The organism is Nocardia sp. NPDC058705 (assembly GCF_042749305.1).
In the GTDB taxonomy this organism is placed as follows: Bacteria; Actinomycetota; Actinomycetes; order Mycobacteriales; family Mycobacteriaceae; genus Nocardia.
Genome location: NZ_JBHYRN010000008.1, coordinates 140,112 through 157,512, shown reverse-complemented (window position 1 = coordinate 157,512; position 17,401 = coordinate 140,112). Strand labels below are relative to the sequence as shown.

Here is a 17,401-nt window from a genome sequence, read left to right as displayed (position 1 = left end):
GTGAGCTGTTGAGGGGCACAGCGCCAGTGAGATCAAGGCCCAGCGTCGGCAGAAATTAGAGCCGGTGCCCGCTGAAGGTGGACTCAGCGCCAGTTGAATAGAGGGCTCAGCGCCGGCTGAGGGTGGACCCCAGCTCGAGCTGGAGGTGGACCCAGCCTGAAGGTGGACGCAGCACCGACTGAACGGTCCGCTCGGGGGAGCGGCATGCGGGGCGCGCAGCGGTGAGGAATCCCGACGCGGCCAGCGTTCAGGGTTCGGCGCGTTATCCCGTGCGAGCGGTCACACGGATGGTATGTTGACACTCCCTTGTCTAGGGGTGTAAGTTTGGACGTTGCGCTGGCTGCCTCCTGTCCACACCTTGATTCGCACACGAAAGTTCCACCCTTCCGGTGTTACTTCCGCTGCTGCTTGTTCTGGTTTCGATCGGGTGCGTAACCAGCGGAACTCGTAGCAGACAAGCGACGGTCGCGGACCACCACGCGACGCGCGTGAGGTGCTGGAAGGACGCATCTTGGCAGTCTCCACCCAGACCAAGGCTGGTATCCCCGGAGCCCCGTTGAGGGTTTCATTCGCGAAGATCCGTGAGCCCCTCGAGGTGCCCGGACTTCTCGACCTACAAACGGACTCGTTCGCCTGGCTGGTCGGTACACCCGACTGGCGTGAGAAGGCAGCCGCTCGCGGCGACGTCGGTCTCGCAGGCGGCCTCGAGGAGGTGCTCGAAGAGCTCTCGCCGATCGAGGACTTCTCCGGTTCCATGTCCCTGTCGTTCTCTGATCCGCGCTTCGAAGAGGTCAAGGCCTCCATCGATGAGTGCAAAGAGAAGGACATGACCTACGCGGCGCCGTTGTTCGTCACCGCGGAGTTCATCAACAACAACACCGGCGAGATCAAGAGCCAGACGGTGTTCATGGGCGATTTCCCCATGATGACCGACAAGGGCACCTTCATCATCAACGGCACCGAGCGTGTCGTCGTCTCGCAGCTGGTCCGTTCCCCGGGCGTCTACTTCGATCACAACATCGACAAGACCACCGAGAAGGACCTGCACAGCGTCCGGGTCATCCCGTCGCGTGGTGCGTGGCTCGAGTTCGACGTCGACAAGCGCGACACCGTGGGTGTCCGTATCGACCGCAAGCGTCGGCAGCCGGTCACCGTGCTGCTCAAGGCGCTGGGTTGGACGACCGAGGAGATCGTCGAGCGTTTCGGCTTCTCCGAGATCATGATGTCCACCCTGGAGAAGGACAGCACGCCCGGCCAGGACGAGGCGCTGCTCGACATCTACCGCAAGCTGCGTCCGGGCGAGCCGCCGACCAAAGAGTCCGCGCAGACTCTGCTGGAGAACCTGTTCTTCAAGGAGAAGCGCTACGACCTGGCCCGCGTCGGTCGTTACAAGATCAACAAGAAGCTCGGCATCCACGTGCACGAGCCGGTGACCTCCTCGGTTCTCACCAAGGAAGACATCGTCGACACCATCGAGTACCTGGTGCGTCTGCACGCCGGTGACCGCACGATGACCGCCCCCGGCGGTGAAGAGGTCCCCGTCGAGATCGACGACATCGACCACTTCGGTAACCGTCGTCTGCGCACCGTCGGTGAGCTCATCCAGAACCAGATCCGCGTGGGCCTGTCCCGCATGGAGCGTGTCGTTCGTGAGCGGATGACGACCCAGGACGTCGAGGCGATCACGCCGCAGACCCTGATCAACATCCGCCCGGTCGTCGCGGCGATCAAGGAGTTCTTCGGAACTTCGCAGCTGTCGCAGTTCATGGACCAGAACAACCCGCTGTCGGGTCTGACCCACAAGCGCCGCCTGTCGGCGCTGGGCCCGGGTGGTCTGTCCCGTGAGCGTGCCGGTCTGGAAGTTCGTGACGTCCACCCGTCGCACTACGGCCGCATGTGCCCGATCGAGACCCCGGAAGGCCCGAACATCGGCCTGATCGGTTCGCTGTCGGTGTACGCGCGGGTCAACCCGTTCGGCTTCATCGAGACGCCGTACCAGAAGGTTGTCGACGGCAAGGTCACCGACGTGGTCAAGTACCTGACCGCCGACGAGGAAGACCGCTACGTTCGCGCGCAGGCCAACTCCCCGGTCGACGCCGAAGGTCGCTTCCTCGAGGAGAAGGTGCTCGTTCGCCGGCAGGGCGAAGAGGTCGAGTTCGTGTCGCCGGCGCAGGTCGACTTCATGGACATCTCGCCGCGCCAGATGGTGTCGGTCGCGACGGCCATGATCCCGTTCCTCGAGCACGACGATGCCAACCGTGCCCTCATGGGTGCGAACATGCAGCGCCAGGCCGTGCCGCTGATCCGTTCCGAGTCCCCGATCGTGGGCACCGGCATGGAGCTGCGCGCAGCCGTCGACGCGGGCGACGTCGTGATCAACGAGAAGCCCGGTGTCGTCGAAGAGGTCTCGGCCGATTACGTCACCGTGATGGCCGACGACGGCAGCCGCAAGTCCTACCGGATGCGCAAGTTCAACCGGTCGAACCAGGGCACCTGCTCGAACCAGCGTCCGATCGTGGACGAGGGCGATCGGGTGGAGAAGGGGCAGGTCCTCGCGGACGGCCCCTGCACCGAGAACGGTGAGATGGCGCTGGGCAAGAACTTGCTCGTCGCGATCATGCCGTGGGAAGGCCACAACTACGAGGACGCGATCATCCTGTCGCAGCGCCTCGTGGAAGAGGACGTTCTCACCTCGATCCACATCGAAGAGCACGAGATCGATGCCCGCGACACCAAGCTCGGTGCCGAGGAGATCACTCGCGATATCCCGAACGTCTCCGATGAGGTCCTCGCCGACCTCGACGAGCGCGGCATCATCCGCATCGGTGCCGAGGTTCGCGACGGCGACATCCTGGTCGGCAAGGTCACGCCCAAGGGCGAGACCGAGCTCACCCCGGAAGAGCGTCTGCTGCGTGCCATCTTCGGTGAGAAGGCTCGCGAAGTGCGCGACACCTCGCTGAAGGTGCCCCACGGTGAGTCCGGCAAGGTCATCGGCATTCGCGTGTTCTCGCGTGAAGACGACGACGATCTGCCTCCTGGTGTGAACGAGCTGGTCCGCGTCTACGTGGCCCAGAAGCGCAAGATCCAGGACGGTGACAAGCTCGCTGGTCGCCACGGCAACAAGGGCGTCATCGGCAAGATCCTCCCCATCGAGGACATGCCGTTCATGCCCGACGGCACGCCGGTCGACATCATCCTGAACACCCACGGTGTGCCCCGTCGTATGAACATCGGCCAGATCCTGGAGACCCACTTGGGTTGGATCGGTAAGGCCGGCTGGAACATCGACGTGGCCGCGGACGGCACTCGCCCGGAATGGGCGGCGACGCTGCCCGAGGAGATGCTGGCGGCTCCGGCCGATTCCAACATCGCCACCCCGGTGTTCGACGGTGCCAAGGACGACGAGCTGACCGGTCTGCTCGGCTCGACCCTGCCCAACCGTGACGGTGAGCGGATGGTCAACGCCGACGGCAAGTCCACGCTGTTCGACGGTCGTTCGGGTGAGCCGTTCCCGTACCCGGTCGCGGTCGGTTACATGTACATCCTGAAGCTGCACCACCTGGTCGACGACAAGATCCACGCCCGTTCGACCGGTCCGTACTCGATGATCACCCAGCAGCCGCTGGGTGGTAAGGCGCAGTTCGGTGGTCAGCGTTTCGGTGAGATGGAGTGCTGGGCCATGCAGGCCTACGGCGCGGCGTACACGCTGCAGGAACTCCTGACCATCAAGTCCGACGACGTGGTCGGCCGCGTGAAGGTCTACGAGGCCATCGTCAAGGGCGAGAACATTCCGGAGCCGGGCATTCCGGAGTCGTTCAAGGTGCTCCTCAAGGAACTCCAGTCGCTGTGCCTCAACGTCGAGGTGCTGTCTTCGGACGGCGCCGCGATCGAGATGGGCGGCGGCGAAGACGAGGATCTGGAGCGCGCGGCCGCGAACCTGGGCATCAACCTGTCCAGGAACGAAGCCGCAACCATCGACGATCTGGCGAACTAGGTGGTAAGCGCGGTGCGGCTGTCCCTTGGAAAAGGGCAGCCGCCCCGCGCCCCGCGCTCGACTACTAGTGAACTTTTGCTCGAATTCGACCCGAATAGGGGAAAGGAAGTTACGTGCTAGACGTCAACTTCTTCGATGAACTCCGGATCGGCCTTGCCTCCGCCGACGACATCCGCCAGTGGTCCTACGGCGAGGTCAAGAAGCCGGAGACCATCAACTACCGCACGCTCAAGCCGGAGAAGGACGGGCTCTTCTGCGAGAAGATCTTCGGCCCCACCCGGGACTGGGAGTGCTACTGCGGCAAGTACAAGCGTGTCCGCTTCAAGGGCATCATCTGTGAGCGCTGTGGTGTCGAGGTAACTCGCGCCAAGGTGCGTCGTGAGCGGATGGGCCACATCGAGCTGGCCGCTCCCGTTACCCACATCTGGTACTTCAAGGGCGTTCCGTCGCGCTTGGGTTACCTGCTCGACCTGGCGCCGAAGGATCTCGAGAAGATCATCTACTTCGCCGCCTACGTCATCGTCGGTGTCGACGAGGAGCTGCGTCACAACGAGCTCTCCACGCTCGAAGCCGAGATGGAGGTCGAGAAGAAGGCTGTCGCCGATCAGCGCGACGCCGACCTCGAAGCCCGCGCGCAGAAGCTCGAGGCCGATCTGGCCGAGCTGGAAGCCGAGGGCGCCAAGTCCGACGTGCGTCGCAAGGTCAAGGACGGCGGCGAGCGCGAAATGCGTCAGCTGCGCGACCGCTCGCAGCGTGAGCTGGACCGTCTCGACGAGATCTGGACCACCTTCACCAAGCTGTCGGTTCAGCAGCTCATCGTCGACGAGGTGCTCTACCGCGAGCTCGTCGACCGTTACGGCGAGTACTTCACCGGCGCCATGGGTGCGGAGTCCATCCAGAAGCTGATGGAGAACTTCGACATCAACGCCGAGGCCGAGAAGCTGCGCGAGACCATTCGCAGCGGCAAGGGCCAGAAGAAGCTGCGCGCGCTGAAGCGTCTGAAGGTCGTCGCGGCCTTCCAGACCAACGGCAACTCGCCCATGGGCATGGTGCTCGACGCTGTTCCGGTGATCCCGCCGGAGCTGCGTCCGATGGTTCAGCTCGACGGTGGCCGTTTCGCCACCTCCGACCTGAACGACCTGTACCGCCGCGTGATCAACCGCAACAACCGCCTCAAGCGACTGATCGATCTCGGCGCCCCCGAGATCATCGTCAACAACGAGAAGCGGATGCTGCAGGAGTCGGTCGACGCCCTGTTCGACAACGGCCGTCGTGGCCGTCCGGTCACTGGACCGGGTAACCGCCCGCTGAAGTCGCTGAGCGATCTGCTCAAGGGCAAGCAGGGTCGTTTCCGTCAGAACCTGCTCGGCAAGCGCGTCGACTACTCGGGCCGTTCGGTCATCGTCGTCGGTCCGCAGCTCAAGCTGCACCAGTGTGGTCTGCCGAAGCTGATGGCGCTCGAGCTGTTCAAGCCGTTCGTCATGAAGCGTCTGGTGGATCTCAACCACGCGCAGAACATCAAGTCCGCCAAGCGGATGGTCGAGCGTCAGCGTGCCCAGGTGTGGGATGTCCTCGAAGAGGTCATCGCCGAGCACCCGGTGATGCTGAACCGCGCGCCCACCCTGCACCGCCTTGGTATCCAGGCCTTCGAGCCCCAGCTGGTCGAAGGCAAGGCCATCCAGCTGCACCCGCTCGTGTGTGAGGCGTTCAACGCCGACTTCGACGGTGACCAGATGGCCGTGCACCTTCCGCTGTCCGCGGAGGCGCAGGCCGAGGCACGCATCCTGATGCTGTCGTCGAACAACATCCTGTCCCCGGCGTCGGGTCGCCCCCTGGCGATGCCGCGTCTGGACATGGTGACGGGCCTGTTCTACCTGACTCGTCTCGACGAGAACGGTGCGGGCACGTACAAGGCAGGCGCCAAGGACGTGCCGGAGTACGGCGTGTACTCCTCGCCCGCCGAGGCGCAGATGGCCGTCGATCGTGGCGAGCTGACCGTGCGGTCCACCATCAAGGTGCGACTGACCGAGCAGCGCCCGCCGCGTGACATCGAGAACGAGCTGTTCCCGGACGGCTGGAAGCGCGGCGAGGCCTGGCTGGCCGAGACCACGCTTGGTCGCGTGATCTTCAACGAGCTGCTCCCGGCGGACTACGCGTTCATCAACGAGCCGATGCCGAAGAAGCGTCAGGCCACGATCATCAACGATCTCGCTGAGCGTTACCCGATGATCGTCGTCGCGCAGACCGTCGACAAGCTCAAGGACGCCGGCTTCTACTGGGCCACGCGTTCGGGTGTCACCGTCTCCATGTCGGACGTGCTCGTTCCGCCGGAGAAGCCCGAGATCATGGAACGCTATGAGGCCATGGCGGACCTGATCGAGAAGAAGTACCAGCGTGGTGCGCTCGATCACGCCGAGCGCAACAACGCGCTCGTCAAGATCTGGCAGGAAGCCACCGAGGAAGTGGGCGCCGCGCTGCGCACCCACTACCCGCCGGACAACCCGATCATCACGATCGTCGACTCCGGCGCCACGGGTAACTTCACCCAGACCCGTACCCTCGCGGGTATGAAGGGCCTGGTGACGAACCCGAAGGGTGAGTTCATCCCGCGCCCGATCAAGTCCTCGTTCCGTGAGGGCCTGACCGTGCTCGAGTACTTCATCAACACCCACGGTGCTCGTAAGGGTCTGGCCGACACCGCGCTTCGTACCGCTGACTCGGGTTACCTGACCCGTCGTCTGGTGGACGTGTCGCAGGACGTCATCGTCCGCGAAGAGGACTGTGGCACCGAGCGCGGCATCGTGGTGCCGATCGCGGAGAAGCTGGCCGACGGCACGATCATTCGTGACGCGCACGTCGAGACCTCGACCTTCGCCCGTACGTTGGCGCAGGACGCGGTCGACGCCAAGGGCAACGTCATCGTGGCGAAGGGCGCCGACCTCGGCGACCCCGCGCTGGAGGCGCTGCTCGAGGCCGGTATCACCGAGGTGAAGGTCCGCTCCGTGCTGACCTGCACCACCGGCACCGGCGTCTGCGCCACCTGCTACGGCCGTTCGATGGCCACCGGCAAGCTGGTCGATATCGGCGAGGCCGTCGGCATCGTCGCGGCCCAGTCCATCGGTGAGCCCGGTACCCAGCTGACCATGCGTACCTTCCACCAGGGTGGCGTCGCGGGCGACGACATCACCGGTGGTCTGCCGCGTGTTCAGGAGCTCTTCGAGGCCCGTGTCCCCAAGGGCAAGGCGCCGATCGCGGAGGTCTCGGGTCGGGTGCGGCTCGAGGACGACGACCGCTTCTACAAGATCACGATCATCCCTGATGACGGGTCCGAGGAAGTTGTCTACGACAAGCTCTCGAAGCGTCAGCGTCTGCGGGTGTTCAAGCACGACGACGGCTCCGAGCGTCTGCTGGCCGACGGTGACCACGTTGAGGTGGGTCAGCAGCTGCTCGAGGGCGCTGCCGATCCGCACGAGGTGCTGCGCGTGATGGGTCCCCGTCAGGTGCAGGTCCACCTGGTCCACGAGGTCCAGGAGGTCTACCGCTCGCAGGGTGTGTCGATCCACGACAAGCACATCGAGGTCATCGTTCGCCAGATGCTGCGTCGTGTGACGATCATCGATTCGGGTGCGACCGAGTTCCTGCCCGGCTCGCTCACCGAGCGTGCCGAGTTCGAGAACTCGAACCGTCGCGTGGTGGCCGAAGGCCGCGAGCCGGCCTCGGGCCGTCCCGTGCTGATGGGTATCACCAAGGCGTCGCTGGCCACTGATTCGTGGCTGTCGGCGGCTTCCTTCCAGGAGACCACCCGAGTGCTGACCGACGCGGCCATCAACTGCCGCTCCGACAAGCTGATCGGCCTGAAGGAAAATGTCATCATCGGTAAGCTCATCCCGGCCGGTACCGGTATCAACCGTTACCGCAACATCACGGTGCAGCCGACCGAAGAAGCCCGTGCCGCGGCGTACGCGGTGCCGTCCTACGACGACACCTACTACTCCCCGGACAGCTTCGGCTCCTCCACCGGCGCAGCAGTGCCGCTGGATGACTACGGCTTCAGCGACTACCGCTAAGCAGTAGGCAGCCAACAGATTTCGGCCCCCGCTCTTTCGAGAGCGGGGGCCGTTTTCTGTGTACGGTCGCGGTATGAAGTCTCAGATAGTCGTTGTCGCGCTCGCGGTGATCGGGGTACTGGCGATCGCGTTCACTGGCTATCAGACTGCCGCCCACGCGATTTCGGACCAGGTGGTCGTGAGTTGCCGCTCGGAACACGCTCAACCGAAACAGGGTCGGTCGTACTGCGTGTACCACCGCACCACGCCAGGGTTGTTGTCCACCGAGTACGTCCTCCACGTCGGAATCGCACCCAATCGTGGTTTGTTCTACGACATTCCCTACCCGGCAGGTGATGTCGCCGCCACCTGGGACTCCGAGACCGAACTCCTCACGATCACGATGCCCGGCACGACCCTGACCATTACCGAAGCGGAGTACTCCGACCGGTAGTTCGGATCGAATTCATGGAGCCTCTGGAATGGCACGCCGTGGTGAGTCAAGCGACCTTGACCGTGTGTGGCCCGACGCTGACGCTGATGTCTACTCGCCCGCCGAGGGCTCGGGCGTAGGCGCGGAGGGTGTCGAGTTCCATGGCCGCCAGGTCGCCGTTCTCGATTTGGGAAATACGCGCCTGGCTTACGCCGAGGGCGGCCGCGAGTTCGGCCTGGGTCTTTCCGACCGCCTGTCGGAGTTCCTTGAGGTGGTGTCCGGCGATGCGGCCCGCTAGCTGTTCTGCCGCAGCTGCCTGGACTTTGGGGTCAGCCAGCTCAGGGTGCAGCCGGTGAGCTTCTTCTTTCACTTCGCGCCAGCTTCGTGCGCCAGTCATCGGATCTCCTTCTCGCTATCAGCGCGATAGTCGGCGTACGTCCGAGTATAAGTCAGAACTTATATTGATGGGTGTGTTCCGATCCTCGGGGGTCCGGGTTGGGTAGGAGTTCTTAGCTCTTCAATGGTGTCTGCTGGCGTCTCGGGGTCGCCGAGGGCGGTTGTGGGTTCGCCGAGGCGGACGGTGATTACGCCGATGAGGATCAAGGCGCCGCCGAGCAATTGGATCGGGCGGGGGGCTTCGGCTAGGAGGATCCAGGCGAAGATAAGGGCGGCCAGGACTTCGGTAAGGGCTACGAAGGAGGCCAGGCGGGAGCCGAGGCGGCGGGTGGCGGCGATGCCGGTGACGTAGGCGATGGCGGCGGTGACGATGCCGATGAGCAGGATTGGGATCCACCACGGGGTGGTGAAATCGGCGAAGACGGCGGGGTTTGTGGTGGCGTGTAGGGGGACGATGCCGAGGGTGCCCGCGAGGAGCAAGGTCAGGCCGCCGATGAGCAGGCCGCCGGCGGCGAGGACGGTGCCCGGGAGTTCGCCGCCTTCGGCCGAGAGCAGGAAGTAGGCGGCGGCGCCGACCATTGAACCCAGTGCCCACACGATACCGATCGGGTCGAGCGACACCCCGGACAGCACGTCGAGGACCAGCATCAGGCCGGTGATGCCGAGGGCGGCCCCCGCGATGGTGGCCGCGCCGGGCCGTTGCCGGTGTCGCGCCCACAGCCAGCCGACGATGGCGATCGGTGCGGCGAACTCGATCAGCAGCGCGGTGCCGACCTCCATGCGCGCGACTGCGTTGAAGAAGGCGAGCTGGGTGCCCGCCACGGCGACCAGACCGTAGACGGCGATGAGGCGCGCGTTGGTGCGCACCAGTTGCCAATTGCCCCGCAGCTGGTGAATTGCCAAGGGCAGCAAGACGACTCCGGCGAGCAGCACGCGCGCGGCGACCACCGCGGCCGCACTCCAGCCCGCGTCCATGAGCCCGCGCGCGAGCGGCCCCGACATGCCGAACGAGGTCGCGGAGGCGAGCGCGAAGAACAGTCCGGTTCGAATCCGGGCCGCGCCGTCATGAGTCAAGGTCTCCATGACTAATGACGGTAAGGAGCCTGAGGTAATATGTCAACGTGGTTTTTGCTCATGACACCGAAGCGGCGCTCTTGGCGGCGGTCGAGCTGGTCAACTCAGCGGAAGACCCCGACACGCTCACCGAGACCGCTCAGCTCGCCGAGTTCCTGCACCGGCACGTCTACACCGGCGCCCACACCGGCGACGCGGCCGAACTGGCCGCTGTCCGGGCATTGCGCGTGCCACTACGCGCGATGCTCACCAGCGACCGCGATGCCGCCGTCGTGCTCGTGAACGAGACCCTCGCCGAGCACCGAGCCGTGCCGCAGCTGGTCCGCCACGGCGACGTCGACTACCACGTGCACGCCGTCCCGCCCCAAGCCCCGCTCCCGGTCCGCATCGCCGTCGAAACCGCCATGGCGATGATCGACCTGATCCGCGCCGACGACCTGAGTCGCCTATCGATCTGCGCCGACGCGGACTGCGCGGGACTCGTACTCGACCTGTCCCGCAACCGCTCTCGCCGCTATTGCAGCACCACCTGCGGAAACCGCAACGCCGTCGCCGCCTATCGCGCACGTCAACGCTGAGGACGTCTCACCCGAGCGAGCGCACTTTCGGACACTTCTTGCCCGCCAGATGGCACTTGTCCTCGAACCCGGCGGGTAGCCAGGTGCCGGTTTTCAACAGCGGGTGATGCGGAAAGTGCCGCAGCGCGGCAGTGACGAAAAGCAATGCGGCCCACGGGGTCTGGACCTGGATCTGCTGCAGTTTGCCGTCTCGGTCGGGGAACCGGCAGCCGACGCGATCCGGTGCGGTGAGGTCGATGGACTCGAGCGCCGACCAGTACAGCGAGAACGACCGATCCGGGTTGGTGAGGTGCAGCCGCCGGTCCGAGATCATCGCCGACCCGGCGCGTTCGGCCACCCAGCGCGGTTGCGCGGCGGCCACGGCCCGGGTGCGCCGGGTCCGGTTCACGACGGCGTTGCCCAACTGCGCTGCGGCCGCGATCGGAGTCGGCCCGGCGACGGCGGCCTGGCTCGGCGTCCAATTCCCGTTGCCGGTGGGCCGCCACGTGTACCAGTTGACCGCCCCTTCGGCCAACGCGACTTCACCCGGCTCGGTCCGCACCCGCGTGGCCGTGTGCGGGATCAGCGCCACCTCGCCGCGCGCCAGCAGATCGGCCACCCCGCACGTGTACAGCAGGTAGTCGTCGAACCACGTCCACCCGGCCTGCTCGGCCAGGGCGCGTTCGATATCGGCCAGCGGGTCGAACTCCACTCTCATCACCACCCACCCGTGCGGACTCCTGGTGTCAACGGTAGCGGAAACCGCTGACAACCAGCGGCGCGTGGCCGCGTGCGGCGAACCGTCAGGGTGCCCCGGTGACGTAGGCGAGCGCGGTGTCGATCGCGGGCTGACCGCCGGCCATCGCGTATCCGGCCATCGCGCCGATCGCCGCGCCCGCGACGGTGGCGACCGGGACGGTGATGAAATCGAGGACGAACAGCCCCAGCGGGAAGCCGAGCACGAAACCGATGGCCGCGCCGATGGCGGCGCCCTCGATGATCTGCGGCTGCAGGCGCTGGGTTTCGGCGAAGAAGCGTTCCTGGGCGCTGATATCGCGCACCGGTGCGGTGGATTCGGTGACCGGGGTCAGGGTCAGGCTGGTGCCCTTCTCGTCGATCGACGGGATGAGCGGCACCGAGTGCTCGCCGACGCGCACGACCATCGGCAGTGCCGCGAGCACCGCACCCGATTCATCGGTCATCGCAACGACTTTCGTGTCGTGGACGAATTGGAACCGGCCCGTGTCGATGGTGGTGACCACCGCGCGCCGATCATCGGTGGCGCTCACCTGGTAGTTCACGCCCTTGTCGGCCCCGCGCAGGGACGGCGCCGCGGCCTGCTGTTCGACGACCGCCGGGTTGGGCTCGGCGTGCCCGTTTCCGCCCGCCGCCACGATGACTCCCACCGCGAGCAGCGCCGCCCCGACCCCAGTGCCGATCCTCATCCCGCAAGCCTCCTGCTGCTTCACCCGGGCCCGATATGTCCCGTTCGTCGCGGCAAACATAGCCGTTGCGGCGCCATTCGGGAAGCCCGTTGACGCGCAGGGTCAACGCCCGCCACGGGACGTAACCGATGGTTCGGCGCAAGCCTGTACGTGCGGGTCAGCGGCGCGCGTTCGACGGTTGGGCGCCGGTTCCCGGGCGGCGCGCGAACTCCGGTGCGTGCTCGGGGCGCAGGCCGATACCGCCGAGATAGGCGGTGAGGCCGGCGAGTGCCGGCACGGAATCGACGATGCGTAGTGGCAGGGGCGCGGTGTGCAGGGTTCCGCGCAGCGCGGGCGCGATGAGCATGTCGTGCTCACCGCGCTGCGATCGCTGGGTGAAGCTCGCGGGCAGCCGCCGCCTGCGTTGTACCTTTTCGAGGTCGGCGGACTGCACGGTGCCGTCGAGCAGTGGCTGCGCCAGGATGCGCGCGGCGGCCACGGCGTCCTGCACCGCGAGGTTCACGCCGACGCCACCGACCGGTGACATCGTGTGCGCGGCATCGCCGATGCACAGCAGTCCGGGTGTGTGCCACTGGTCGAGCATGCCCACCGTGACCTCGAGCAGTTCGACGTCGTCCCAGGTCTGGATCGCCGCTGTCGACTCGGCGGGCCAGCCGAAGAGTTCGGTGATGCGATCGCGCAGCCATGCCACGTCATGGGCGGCGCGAAGCTTTGCGTCGCAGCCCTTTTCGATGATGTAGCCGGTTTGGTAGTAGTCGCCGCGGTCGATGGCCACCGCGGAATTGCCGTTGGTGAAGCGGGCTTGCACAGCGCCGCTGTCGATGTCGTCTACCGCTTTCGGGATACGGAAGAACCACATGTCCATCGGTACGTCCTCCATCCGCTGACGCAGACCCGCTGCTTCGCGGACCACGGAATCGCGTCCGTCGCACGCGATCACGAGGTCGGCGCGCAGTGCGTGTTCGATGCCGTCGGCGTCGAGGTAGCGCACTCCTGTCACCCGGCCCGCCTCGTCGATCACGCCGGTCGCGGTCGAGCGCATGCGCAAGGTGAAGGTCGGTTCTTCGGCCGCGGCGCTGGTCAGCAGGTCGAGAAAGTCCCACTGCGGCACCATGGCGATGTGCCGGTAGCGGCCGGGAACCCGCGTGAAATCGGCGGCGACCACCATGCGGTCGCCCGCGTACATGTGCATCCGGTTCAGCTCCGAGCACGGCAATTCGGCGAACTCGTCGCCGAGCCCCAGTTCGTCGATCAGTCGCACCGTGGACGGGTGCACTGTGTCGCCACGGAAATCTCGAAGGAAGTCGGAATGCTTTTCCAGCACAGTGACTTCGACACCGGCTCTGGCCAGGAGCAGGCCCGTCATCGTGCCCGCGGGCCCACCCCCGACGATGCAGCACGTGGTCTTGTCCATGCGAATTCCCCCTCGTTCCGTCCCGCCAGCAGGTCTACGACAAAGCGTAGTAGTCATGGTCGACGCACGTCCAGGGTTTCGCCGAATGGGTCTTGACCGGTAGGGCTCGCCGCGCAATACTGAACTAGATGGTTCAGTATGACTTCCTGGACGCCTCGTTCGGGGCGCTCGCGGACCCCACACGGCGGGGCATTCTCGAGCAACTCGGGCGTGGGCCCGCGAGTATCAGCGAGTTGGCCGAGCGGTTCGAGATGACGTTGACCGGCATCTCCAAACACATCGGGTTGCTCGAAGAGGCGGGCATGGTGGTCACCGAGAAGCGTGGGCGGGTGCGGTACTGCCGGATCTCCGATCGCGTCTTCGATCGGGAGGTGGCCTGGATGCAGGGTTATCGGCAGATGCTCGAGGCCCGGATGGACCGTCTCGGTGAATTCCTGCAACGAACGGAGCCAGAGCGATGAGTACAACCACCAAGTCCACGATCCTCACTTCGTCGGACCGCGAACTCCACATCGAACGCGATTTCGACGCACCGCTGGACCGCGTCTGGGACGCCTACAGCCGCATCGAGCAGCTCTCGCGCTGGTGGGGTCGCGGCCACGTGGTCGATGTCGAGCGCTGGGAGTTTCGCAAGGGCGGCCACTGGCGCTTCGTCGAACACGACGGCGACGACTCCAACGGTTTCGAAGGCCGCTTCCGCGAGATCACCCCGAAGCAACGCATCGTCCAATCCTTCGAATGGGACGGCATGCCCGCCCATATCAGCATCGACACCACCACCTTCGTCGACCTCGGCGACGGCCGCACCAGGGTGCTCAGCGACAGCATCTTCCACACTGCCGAGGAATGCGCGGGCATGGTCGCCTCGGGTTGCGAGGCAGGCATCAACGACAGCTACCGCGCCCTCGACGCGCTGCTGGCCGCCGAGCGCTGACACTGCGTAACCCGATGCGGTGCAAGGACTTCGCATCGGGTTACCGCTCAGAGGTGAATGCCGCCGGTCGCTCGTTTGCGTGGTTTCAAGCGCAACGGCGGTAACGGTGGGGCCGGTATTCGTTCGTCGGGGTTGTGGTCGACCACCAACCGAAAGCGGCTGGTGTCGCGGGCTTCCCACGCTTCGCGGGCCTCGACGATCTCGTCGTGACTGCGGGCGACGAAGTTCCACCACATCACCAGCTCCTCGGCGAAGGGTTCGCCACCGATCAGCGCGAAATGCGCGCCCTCGGTGCTGCTCACACGCAGCTCGGCCCGGTCGGTGCCCAGGTAGAGCAGCGGGCCCGACCCGAGTTCGGTGCCGTCGACCGTCACCCTGCCCGCGATCACCAGCACCGCGTGCTCGAACCCGCGCTCCACCGGCAGCCGAACCTCGGCGCCCGGGTCGATCACGATGTCGGCCCCGACGATCGGCGTGTAAGCCTTCGCCGGTGACCTGACATCACCCAAAGCGCCGATCAGCACCGTGGCGCGCAGCCCCGGTGCCGTGTGGATCGGCAGTTCGCGATGCTGCTCGAAATGTGGATCGACGCCGGTCGCGGTGCCGGGCAACGCGATCCACAGTTGGAGTCCGTGACCGGATTCGGCGCCGGGCACCCCGAACTCCGAGTGCGCGATGCCGCGACCGGAAGTCATCAGATTCAGCTGACCCGGTTCGATCTCGACGTCGGAGCCCACCGAATCGCGATGCCGGATGCGGCCGTCGAGCGGCCAGGTCACCGTCTGCAAGCCGATGTGCGGGTGCGGCAGGATGTCGGGGGAGGCGCCCGCCTCGGTCGCGGCGGCCGAGCCGAAGCGGTCGAGGAAACACCACGCGCCGACGGTCGGCAGATCCCGTTGCGGCAGTGTGCGTTCCACGTACACGCCACGCACACCGCCGAGTGGCACCTCCCTGGCCGGGTACAGCTCGGTGATCGGACCCGGCCGCGGCGACGGCTCACACAGCGCCGCGTCCGGGTCGACCTCCCGGTCACTCATCGCGCGATGCCCTTGCCCGTCACGTGCGCGTCGTACTCGGGATGCTTGTCCAGCCAGCCGCGGATGAACGGGCAGTGCGCGGTGATGGTGCGTTCGCGCGCGATCACGTCCTCGATGGCCTGGCGGGCGAGCACGCCGCCGAGTCCTTTGCCCGCGAACGCGTCGTCGATTTCGGTGTGGATGAAATCGGTGTCGTTGTCGCGCTCGATGTACTCGGTGAAGCCGGCGAGCTCGTCGTCGAAGAACACGTCGTAGCGGCTCTTCTCGACATTGTGGACGACGCGGCGCTGGGCCTCGGTGGTCTCGGTCATCTGCGTGTGCTCCTTCCGCACCGGTTCCGGTGCACTGCGGATCGGTCCATGAACGCAGTGACCTGGTTGATCACCGACCTGTGTTCGTCGAGAAGAACTGTTCGCAACCAGCCGCTATTCCATACGGTCCGCGACCTCTCCGACGGCTGCACAGTCGAGGTCGCCCTGACCCCGATCCTGGTCAGCGGCCCGGCGGCGGCCATCGTCGCCCGGCCGGAGTTATTCGCGCCCGGCGGAAGTGAACGACATGTCTGCGTACCGGCTGCCCGCCACCTGCCCGGCAATCGGTTCCAGCGTCGCGAGTTCGTCAGCCGACAGCTGCACCGATGCCGCGGCGACGTTGTCGGCCAGGCGGCTCCGCTTGCGGGTGCCGGGGATCGGCACGACGGACAAGTTGTGCACACCCGCCCGCGCATGGACCCAGGCGAGCGCGGCTTGGGCCTGGGTGATCTCGTGCGCTGCGGCGATCGCGGCCAAAGGAGCGAGCAACTCGGTGTTGTGCTGGGCGTTGTCGCCGGTGAAGCGCGGCTGGAACTGACGGAAGTCCTTGTCACCCAGTTCTTTCGCCGATTTGAACGCGCCGGTGAGGAACCCGCGCCCCAGCGGCGAGTACGGAACGAACGTCACACCCAGTTCAGCCGCGGCGGGCACCGCGGTGCGCTCCACGTCGCGGGAGAACAGCGACCACTCCGACTGCAGCGCCGCGATCGGATGTACCGCGTGCGCGGCGCGCAATTCGTCACCGGTCACCTCGGACAACCCGAGCGCGCGCACCTTGCCCGCCGCGACGAGTTCGGCCATCGCGGCGACGGTCTCCTCGATCGGCACGCGAGGGTCGCGCCGGTGCATGTAGTACAGATCGATCGTGTCGACGCCGAGCCTGCGCAGGCTGGCCTCGACGGAGGCGCGGATGTAGCCGGGGGAGTTGTCGAAGCCGCGGAACGCCGGGTCGTCGGCCTTGCGCACGATGCCGAATTTCGTGGCGATCTGCAGGTTGTCGCGGTTGGCGCGGACGAAATCGGCCAGAAATTCCTCGTTGTGGCCCGAGCCGTACACGTCGGCGGTGTCGAACAGGGTGACGCCGAGTTCGAGCGCGTGGTCGAGGGTGGCCCGCGATTCGCTCGCATCGGTATCGCCGTAGAACTCGCTGATGCCCATGCAGCCGAGCCCCTGGGTACCGACGATCGGTCCGTCGGTGCCGAGAGTGGTGGTCGGCAGTGTCGCGGTGGTGCTCATGTATCGCTTCCTTCGCTCGGTGGCACGGTGATCGTGGTCGGTCGCGACACGTCGGATCGCCCTTCGTAGACGGCGATCTTGTAGTCGAGAACGGCCACGGTCTGCTGGAGTTCCGCGATCTTGTCGAGCACGTCGGATCTGGTCTGCCGGAACATCTCCAGCCGATCCGGGTAGGTCTGCTCACCTGCCCGCACCAGTTCGGCGTAGCGGATCATGTCGGCCACCGGCATGCCGGTCAGGCGCAGCCGCCCGATCAGCGCCAGCCACTCGAGGTCGCGGTCGCTGAATCGGCGGTTGCCGGTGTGATCGCGGCCGATGTAGCCCATCAGCCCGATCCGCTCGTACCAGCGCAGGGTGTCGCGACTGAGGCCCGAACGCTCGGCTACCTGGCCGATCGAGTACTTCGGGCGCTCGTGTTCGTCGTCGCTGTCGGCGCGCAGGGCGGCGTCGTGATCCATCGTGCTCGTCCCTTCCCGTGGAACTGCCTCGAAGCTATCCACCTGGAGTGCACTCCAAGCAAGAAT

15 protein-coding genes are annotated in these 17,401 nt (G+C 65.9%); 6 read left to right on the top strand and 9 right to left on the bottom strand.

Annotation, left to right across the window (positions count from 1 at the left end; all coding sequences use genetic code 11):
- The first annotated feature begins 493 nt into the window (after positions 1-493).
- The 3 genes from ACFW6D_RS12950 (at position 494) to ACFW6D_RS12940 (ending at position 8,494) form a co-directional block, all read left to right on the top strand.
- Positions 494-3,994, top strand: coding sequence for a DNA-directed RNA polymerase subunit beta (locus tag ACFW6D_RS12950; protein WP_379233093.1), 3,501 nt, complete (start codon positions 494-496; stop codon positions 3,992-3,994).
- A gap of 113 nt (positions 3,995-4,107) precedes the next feature.
- Positions 4,108-8,061 (top strand): DNA-directed RNA polymerase subunit beta', encoded by a 3,954-nt coding sequence (locus ACFW6D_RS12945; protein ID WP_379233095.1) that lies wholly within the window; start codon positions 4,108-4,110, stop codon positions 8,059-8,061.
- 73 nt (positions 8,062-8,134) lie between these two features.
- Complete coding sequence (locus ACFW6D_RS12940; protein ID WP_379327731.1) at positions 8,135-8,494, top strand: hypothetical protein; 360 nt, start codon at positions 8,135-8,137, stop codon at positions 8,492-8,494.
- Positions 8,495-8,540: 46 nt separating this feature from the next.
- Here ACFW6D_RS12940 and ACFW6D_RS12935 read toward each other — a convergent pair whose 3' ends face one another.
- Together ACFW6D_RS12935 and ACFW6D_RS12930 are read right to left on the bottom strand one after the other, a co-directional pair.
- Positions 8,541-8,870, bottom strand: coding sequence for a helix-turn-helix transcriptional regulator (locus ACFW6D_RS12935; RefSeq protein WP_379233099.1), 330 nt, complete (start codon positions 8,868-8,870; stop codon positions 8,541-8,543).
- 59 nt (positions 8,871-8,929) lie between these two features.
- Positions 8,930-9,952: a DMT family transporter gene (locus tag ACFW6D_RS12930; RefSeq protein WP_379327729.1), complete on the bottom strand. Its 1,023-nt coding sequence runs from the start codon at positions 9,950-9,952 to the stop codon at positions 8,930-8,932.
- Positions 9,953-9,990: 38 nt separating this feature from the next.
- Here ACFW6D_RS12930 and ACFW6D_RS12925 point away from each other — a divergent pair, with 38 nt between their 5' ends.
- Positions 9,991-10,521, top strand: a complete 531-nt coding sequence (locus ACFW6D_RS12925; RefSeq protein ID WP_379327727.1) for a CGNR zinc finger domain-containing protein — start codon at positions 9,991-9,993, stop codon at positions 10,519-10,521.
- A 7-nt stretch (positions 10,522-10,528) separates the two neighbouring features.
- Here ACFW6D_RS12925 and ACFW6D_RS12920 read toward each other — a convergent pair whose 3' ends face one another.
- The 3 genes from ACFW6D_RS12920 to ACFW6D_RS12910 form a co-directional block, all read right to left on the bottom strand.
- Entirely contained in the window at positions 10,529-11,218 is a 690-nt protein-coding gene (locus tag ACFW6D_RS12920; protein WP_379327725.1) for a hypothetical protein, read from the bottom strand.
- Between the two features lie 85 nt (positions 11,219-11,303).
- Positions 11,304-11,945 carry a hypothetical protein gene (locus ACFW6D_RS12915; protein WP_379327723.1) on the bottom strand — a complete coding sequence of 214 codons (642 nt, stop codon included), beginning with the start codon at positions 11,943-11,945 and terminating at the stop codon, positions 11,304-11,306.
- Positions 11,946-12,102: 157 nt separating this feature from the next.
- On the bottom strand, positions 12,103-13,359 hold the full coding sequence (locus tag ACFW6D_RS12910) for an FAD-dependent oxidoreductase (protein WP_379327721.1): 1,257 nt from the start codon (positions 13,357-13,359) through the stop codon (positions 12,103-12,105).
- Between the two features lie 128 nt (positions 13,360-13,487).
- Here ACFW6D_RS12910 and ACFW6D_RS12905 point away from each other — a divergent pair, with 128 nt between their 5' ends.
- Positions 13,488-13,820 (top strand): ArsR/SmtB family transcription factor, encoded by a 333-nt coding sequence (locus tag ACFW6D_RS12905; RefSeq protein ID WP_379327719.1) that lies wholly within the window; start codon positions 13,488-13,490, stop codon positions 13,818-13,820.
- Positions 13,817-14,293 (top strand): SRPBCC family protein, encoded by a 477-nt coding sequence (locus ACFW6D_RS12900; protein WP_379327717.1) that lies wholly within the window; start codon positions 13,817-13,819, stop codon positions 14,291-14,293. The genes ACFW6D_RS12905 and ACFW6D_RS12900 overlap by 4 nt, the downstream gene beginning before the upstream one ends.
- Before the next feature lie 47 nt (positions 14,294-14,340).
- Here the strand turns inward: ACFW6D_RS12900 and ACFW6D_RS12895 are convergent, their stop codons facing one another.
- From ACFW6D_RS12895 to ACFW6D_RS12880, 4 genes are all read right to left on the bottom strand, one after another.
- A complete protein-coding gene (locus ACFW6D_RS12895; RefSeq protein ID WP_379327715.1) occupies positions 14,341-15,330 on the bottom strand; it encodes a pirin family protein in 990 nt (329 codons plus the stop codon).
- Positions 15,327-15,641 carry a GNAT family N-acetyltransferase gene (locus ACFW6D_RS12890; RefSeq protein WP_379327713.1) on the bottom strand — a complete coding sequence of 105 codons (315 nt, stop codon included), beginning with the start codon at positions 15,639-15,641 and terminating at the stop codon, positions 15,327-15,329. The genes ACFW6D_RS12895 and ACFW6D_RS12890 overlap by 4 nt, the downstream gene beginning before the upstream one ends.
- A 219-nt stretch (positions 15,642-15,860) precedes the next feature.
- On the bottom strand, positions 15,861-16,877 hold the full coding sequence (locus tag ACFW6D_RS12885) for an aldo/keto reductase (RefSeq protein ID WP_379327711.1): 1,017 nt from the start codon (positions 16,875-16,877) through the stop codon (positions 15,861-15,863).
- Positions 16,874-17,335: a MerR family transcriptional regulator gene (locus ACFW6D_RS12880; RefSeq protein ID WP_379327709.1), complete on the bottom strand. Its 462-nt coding sequence runs from the start codon at positions 17,333-17,335 to the stop codon at positions 16,874-16,876. The genes ACFW6D_RS12885 and ACFW6D_RS12880 overlap by 4 nt, the downstream gene beginning before the upstream one ends.
- Positions 17,336-17,401: the final 66 nt, after the last annotated feature.

Coding starts and splice junctions, on each gene's coding strand:
- ACFW6D_RS12940 (WP_379327731.1), top strand. CDS start 8,135: ATGAAGTCTCAGATAGTCGTTGTCGCGCTCGCGGTGATCGGGGTACTG.
- ACFW6D_RS12935 (WP_379233099.1), bottom strand. CDS start 8,870: ATGACTGGCGCACGAAGCTGGCGCGAAGTGAAAGAAGAAGCTCACCGG.
- ACFW6D_RS12930 (WP_379327729.1), bottom strand. CDS start 9,952: ATGGAGACCTTGACTCATGACGGCGCGGCCCGGATTCGAACCGGACTG.
- ACFW6D_RS12920 (WP_379327725.1), bottom strand. CDS start 11,218: ATGAGAGTGGAGTTCGACCCGCTGGCCGATATCGAACGCGCCCTGGCC.
- ACFW6D_RS12915 (WP_379327723.1), bottom strand. CDS start 11,945: ATGAGGATCGGCACTGGGGTCGGGGCGGCGCTGCTCGCGGTGGGAGTC.
- ACFW6D_RS12910 (WP_379327721.1), bottom strand. CDS start 13,359: ATGGACAAGACCACGTGCTGCATCGTCGGGGGTGGGCCCGCGGGCACG.
- ACFW6D_RS12905 (WP_379327719.1), top strand. CDS start 13,488: ATGGTTCAGTATGACTTCCTGGACGCCTCGTTCGGGGCGCTCGCGGAC.
- ACFW6D_RS12900 (WP_379327717.1), top strand. CDS start 13,817: ATGAGTACAACCACCAAGTCCACGATCCTCACTTCGTCGGACCGCGAA.
- ACFW6D_RS12895 (WP_379327715.1), bottom strand. CDS start 15,330: ATGAGTGACCGGGAGGTCGACCCGGACGCGGCGCTGTGTGAGCCGTCG.
- ACFW6D_RS12890 (WP_379327713.1), bottom strand. CDS start 15,641: ATGACCGAGACCACCGAGGCCCAGCGCCGCGTCGTCCACAATGTCGAG.
- ACFW6D_RS12885 (WP_379327711.1), bottom strand. CDS start 16,877: ATGAGCACCACCGCGACACTGCCGACCACCACTCTCGGCACCGACGGA.
- ACFW6D_RS12880 (WP_379327709.1), bottom strand. CDS start 17,335: ATGGATCACGACGCCGCCCTGCGCGCCGACAGCGACGACGAACACGAG.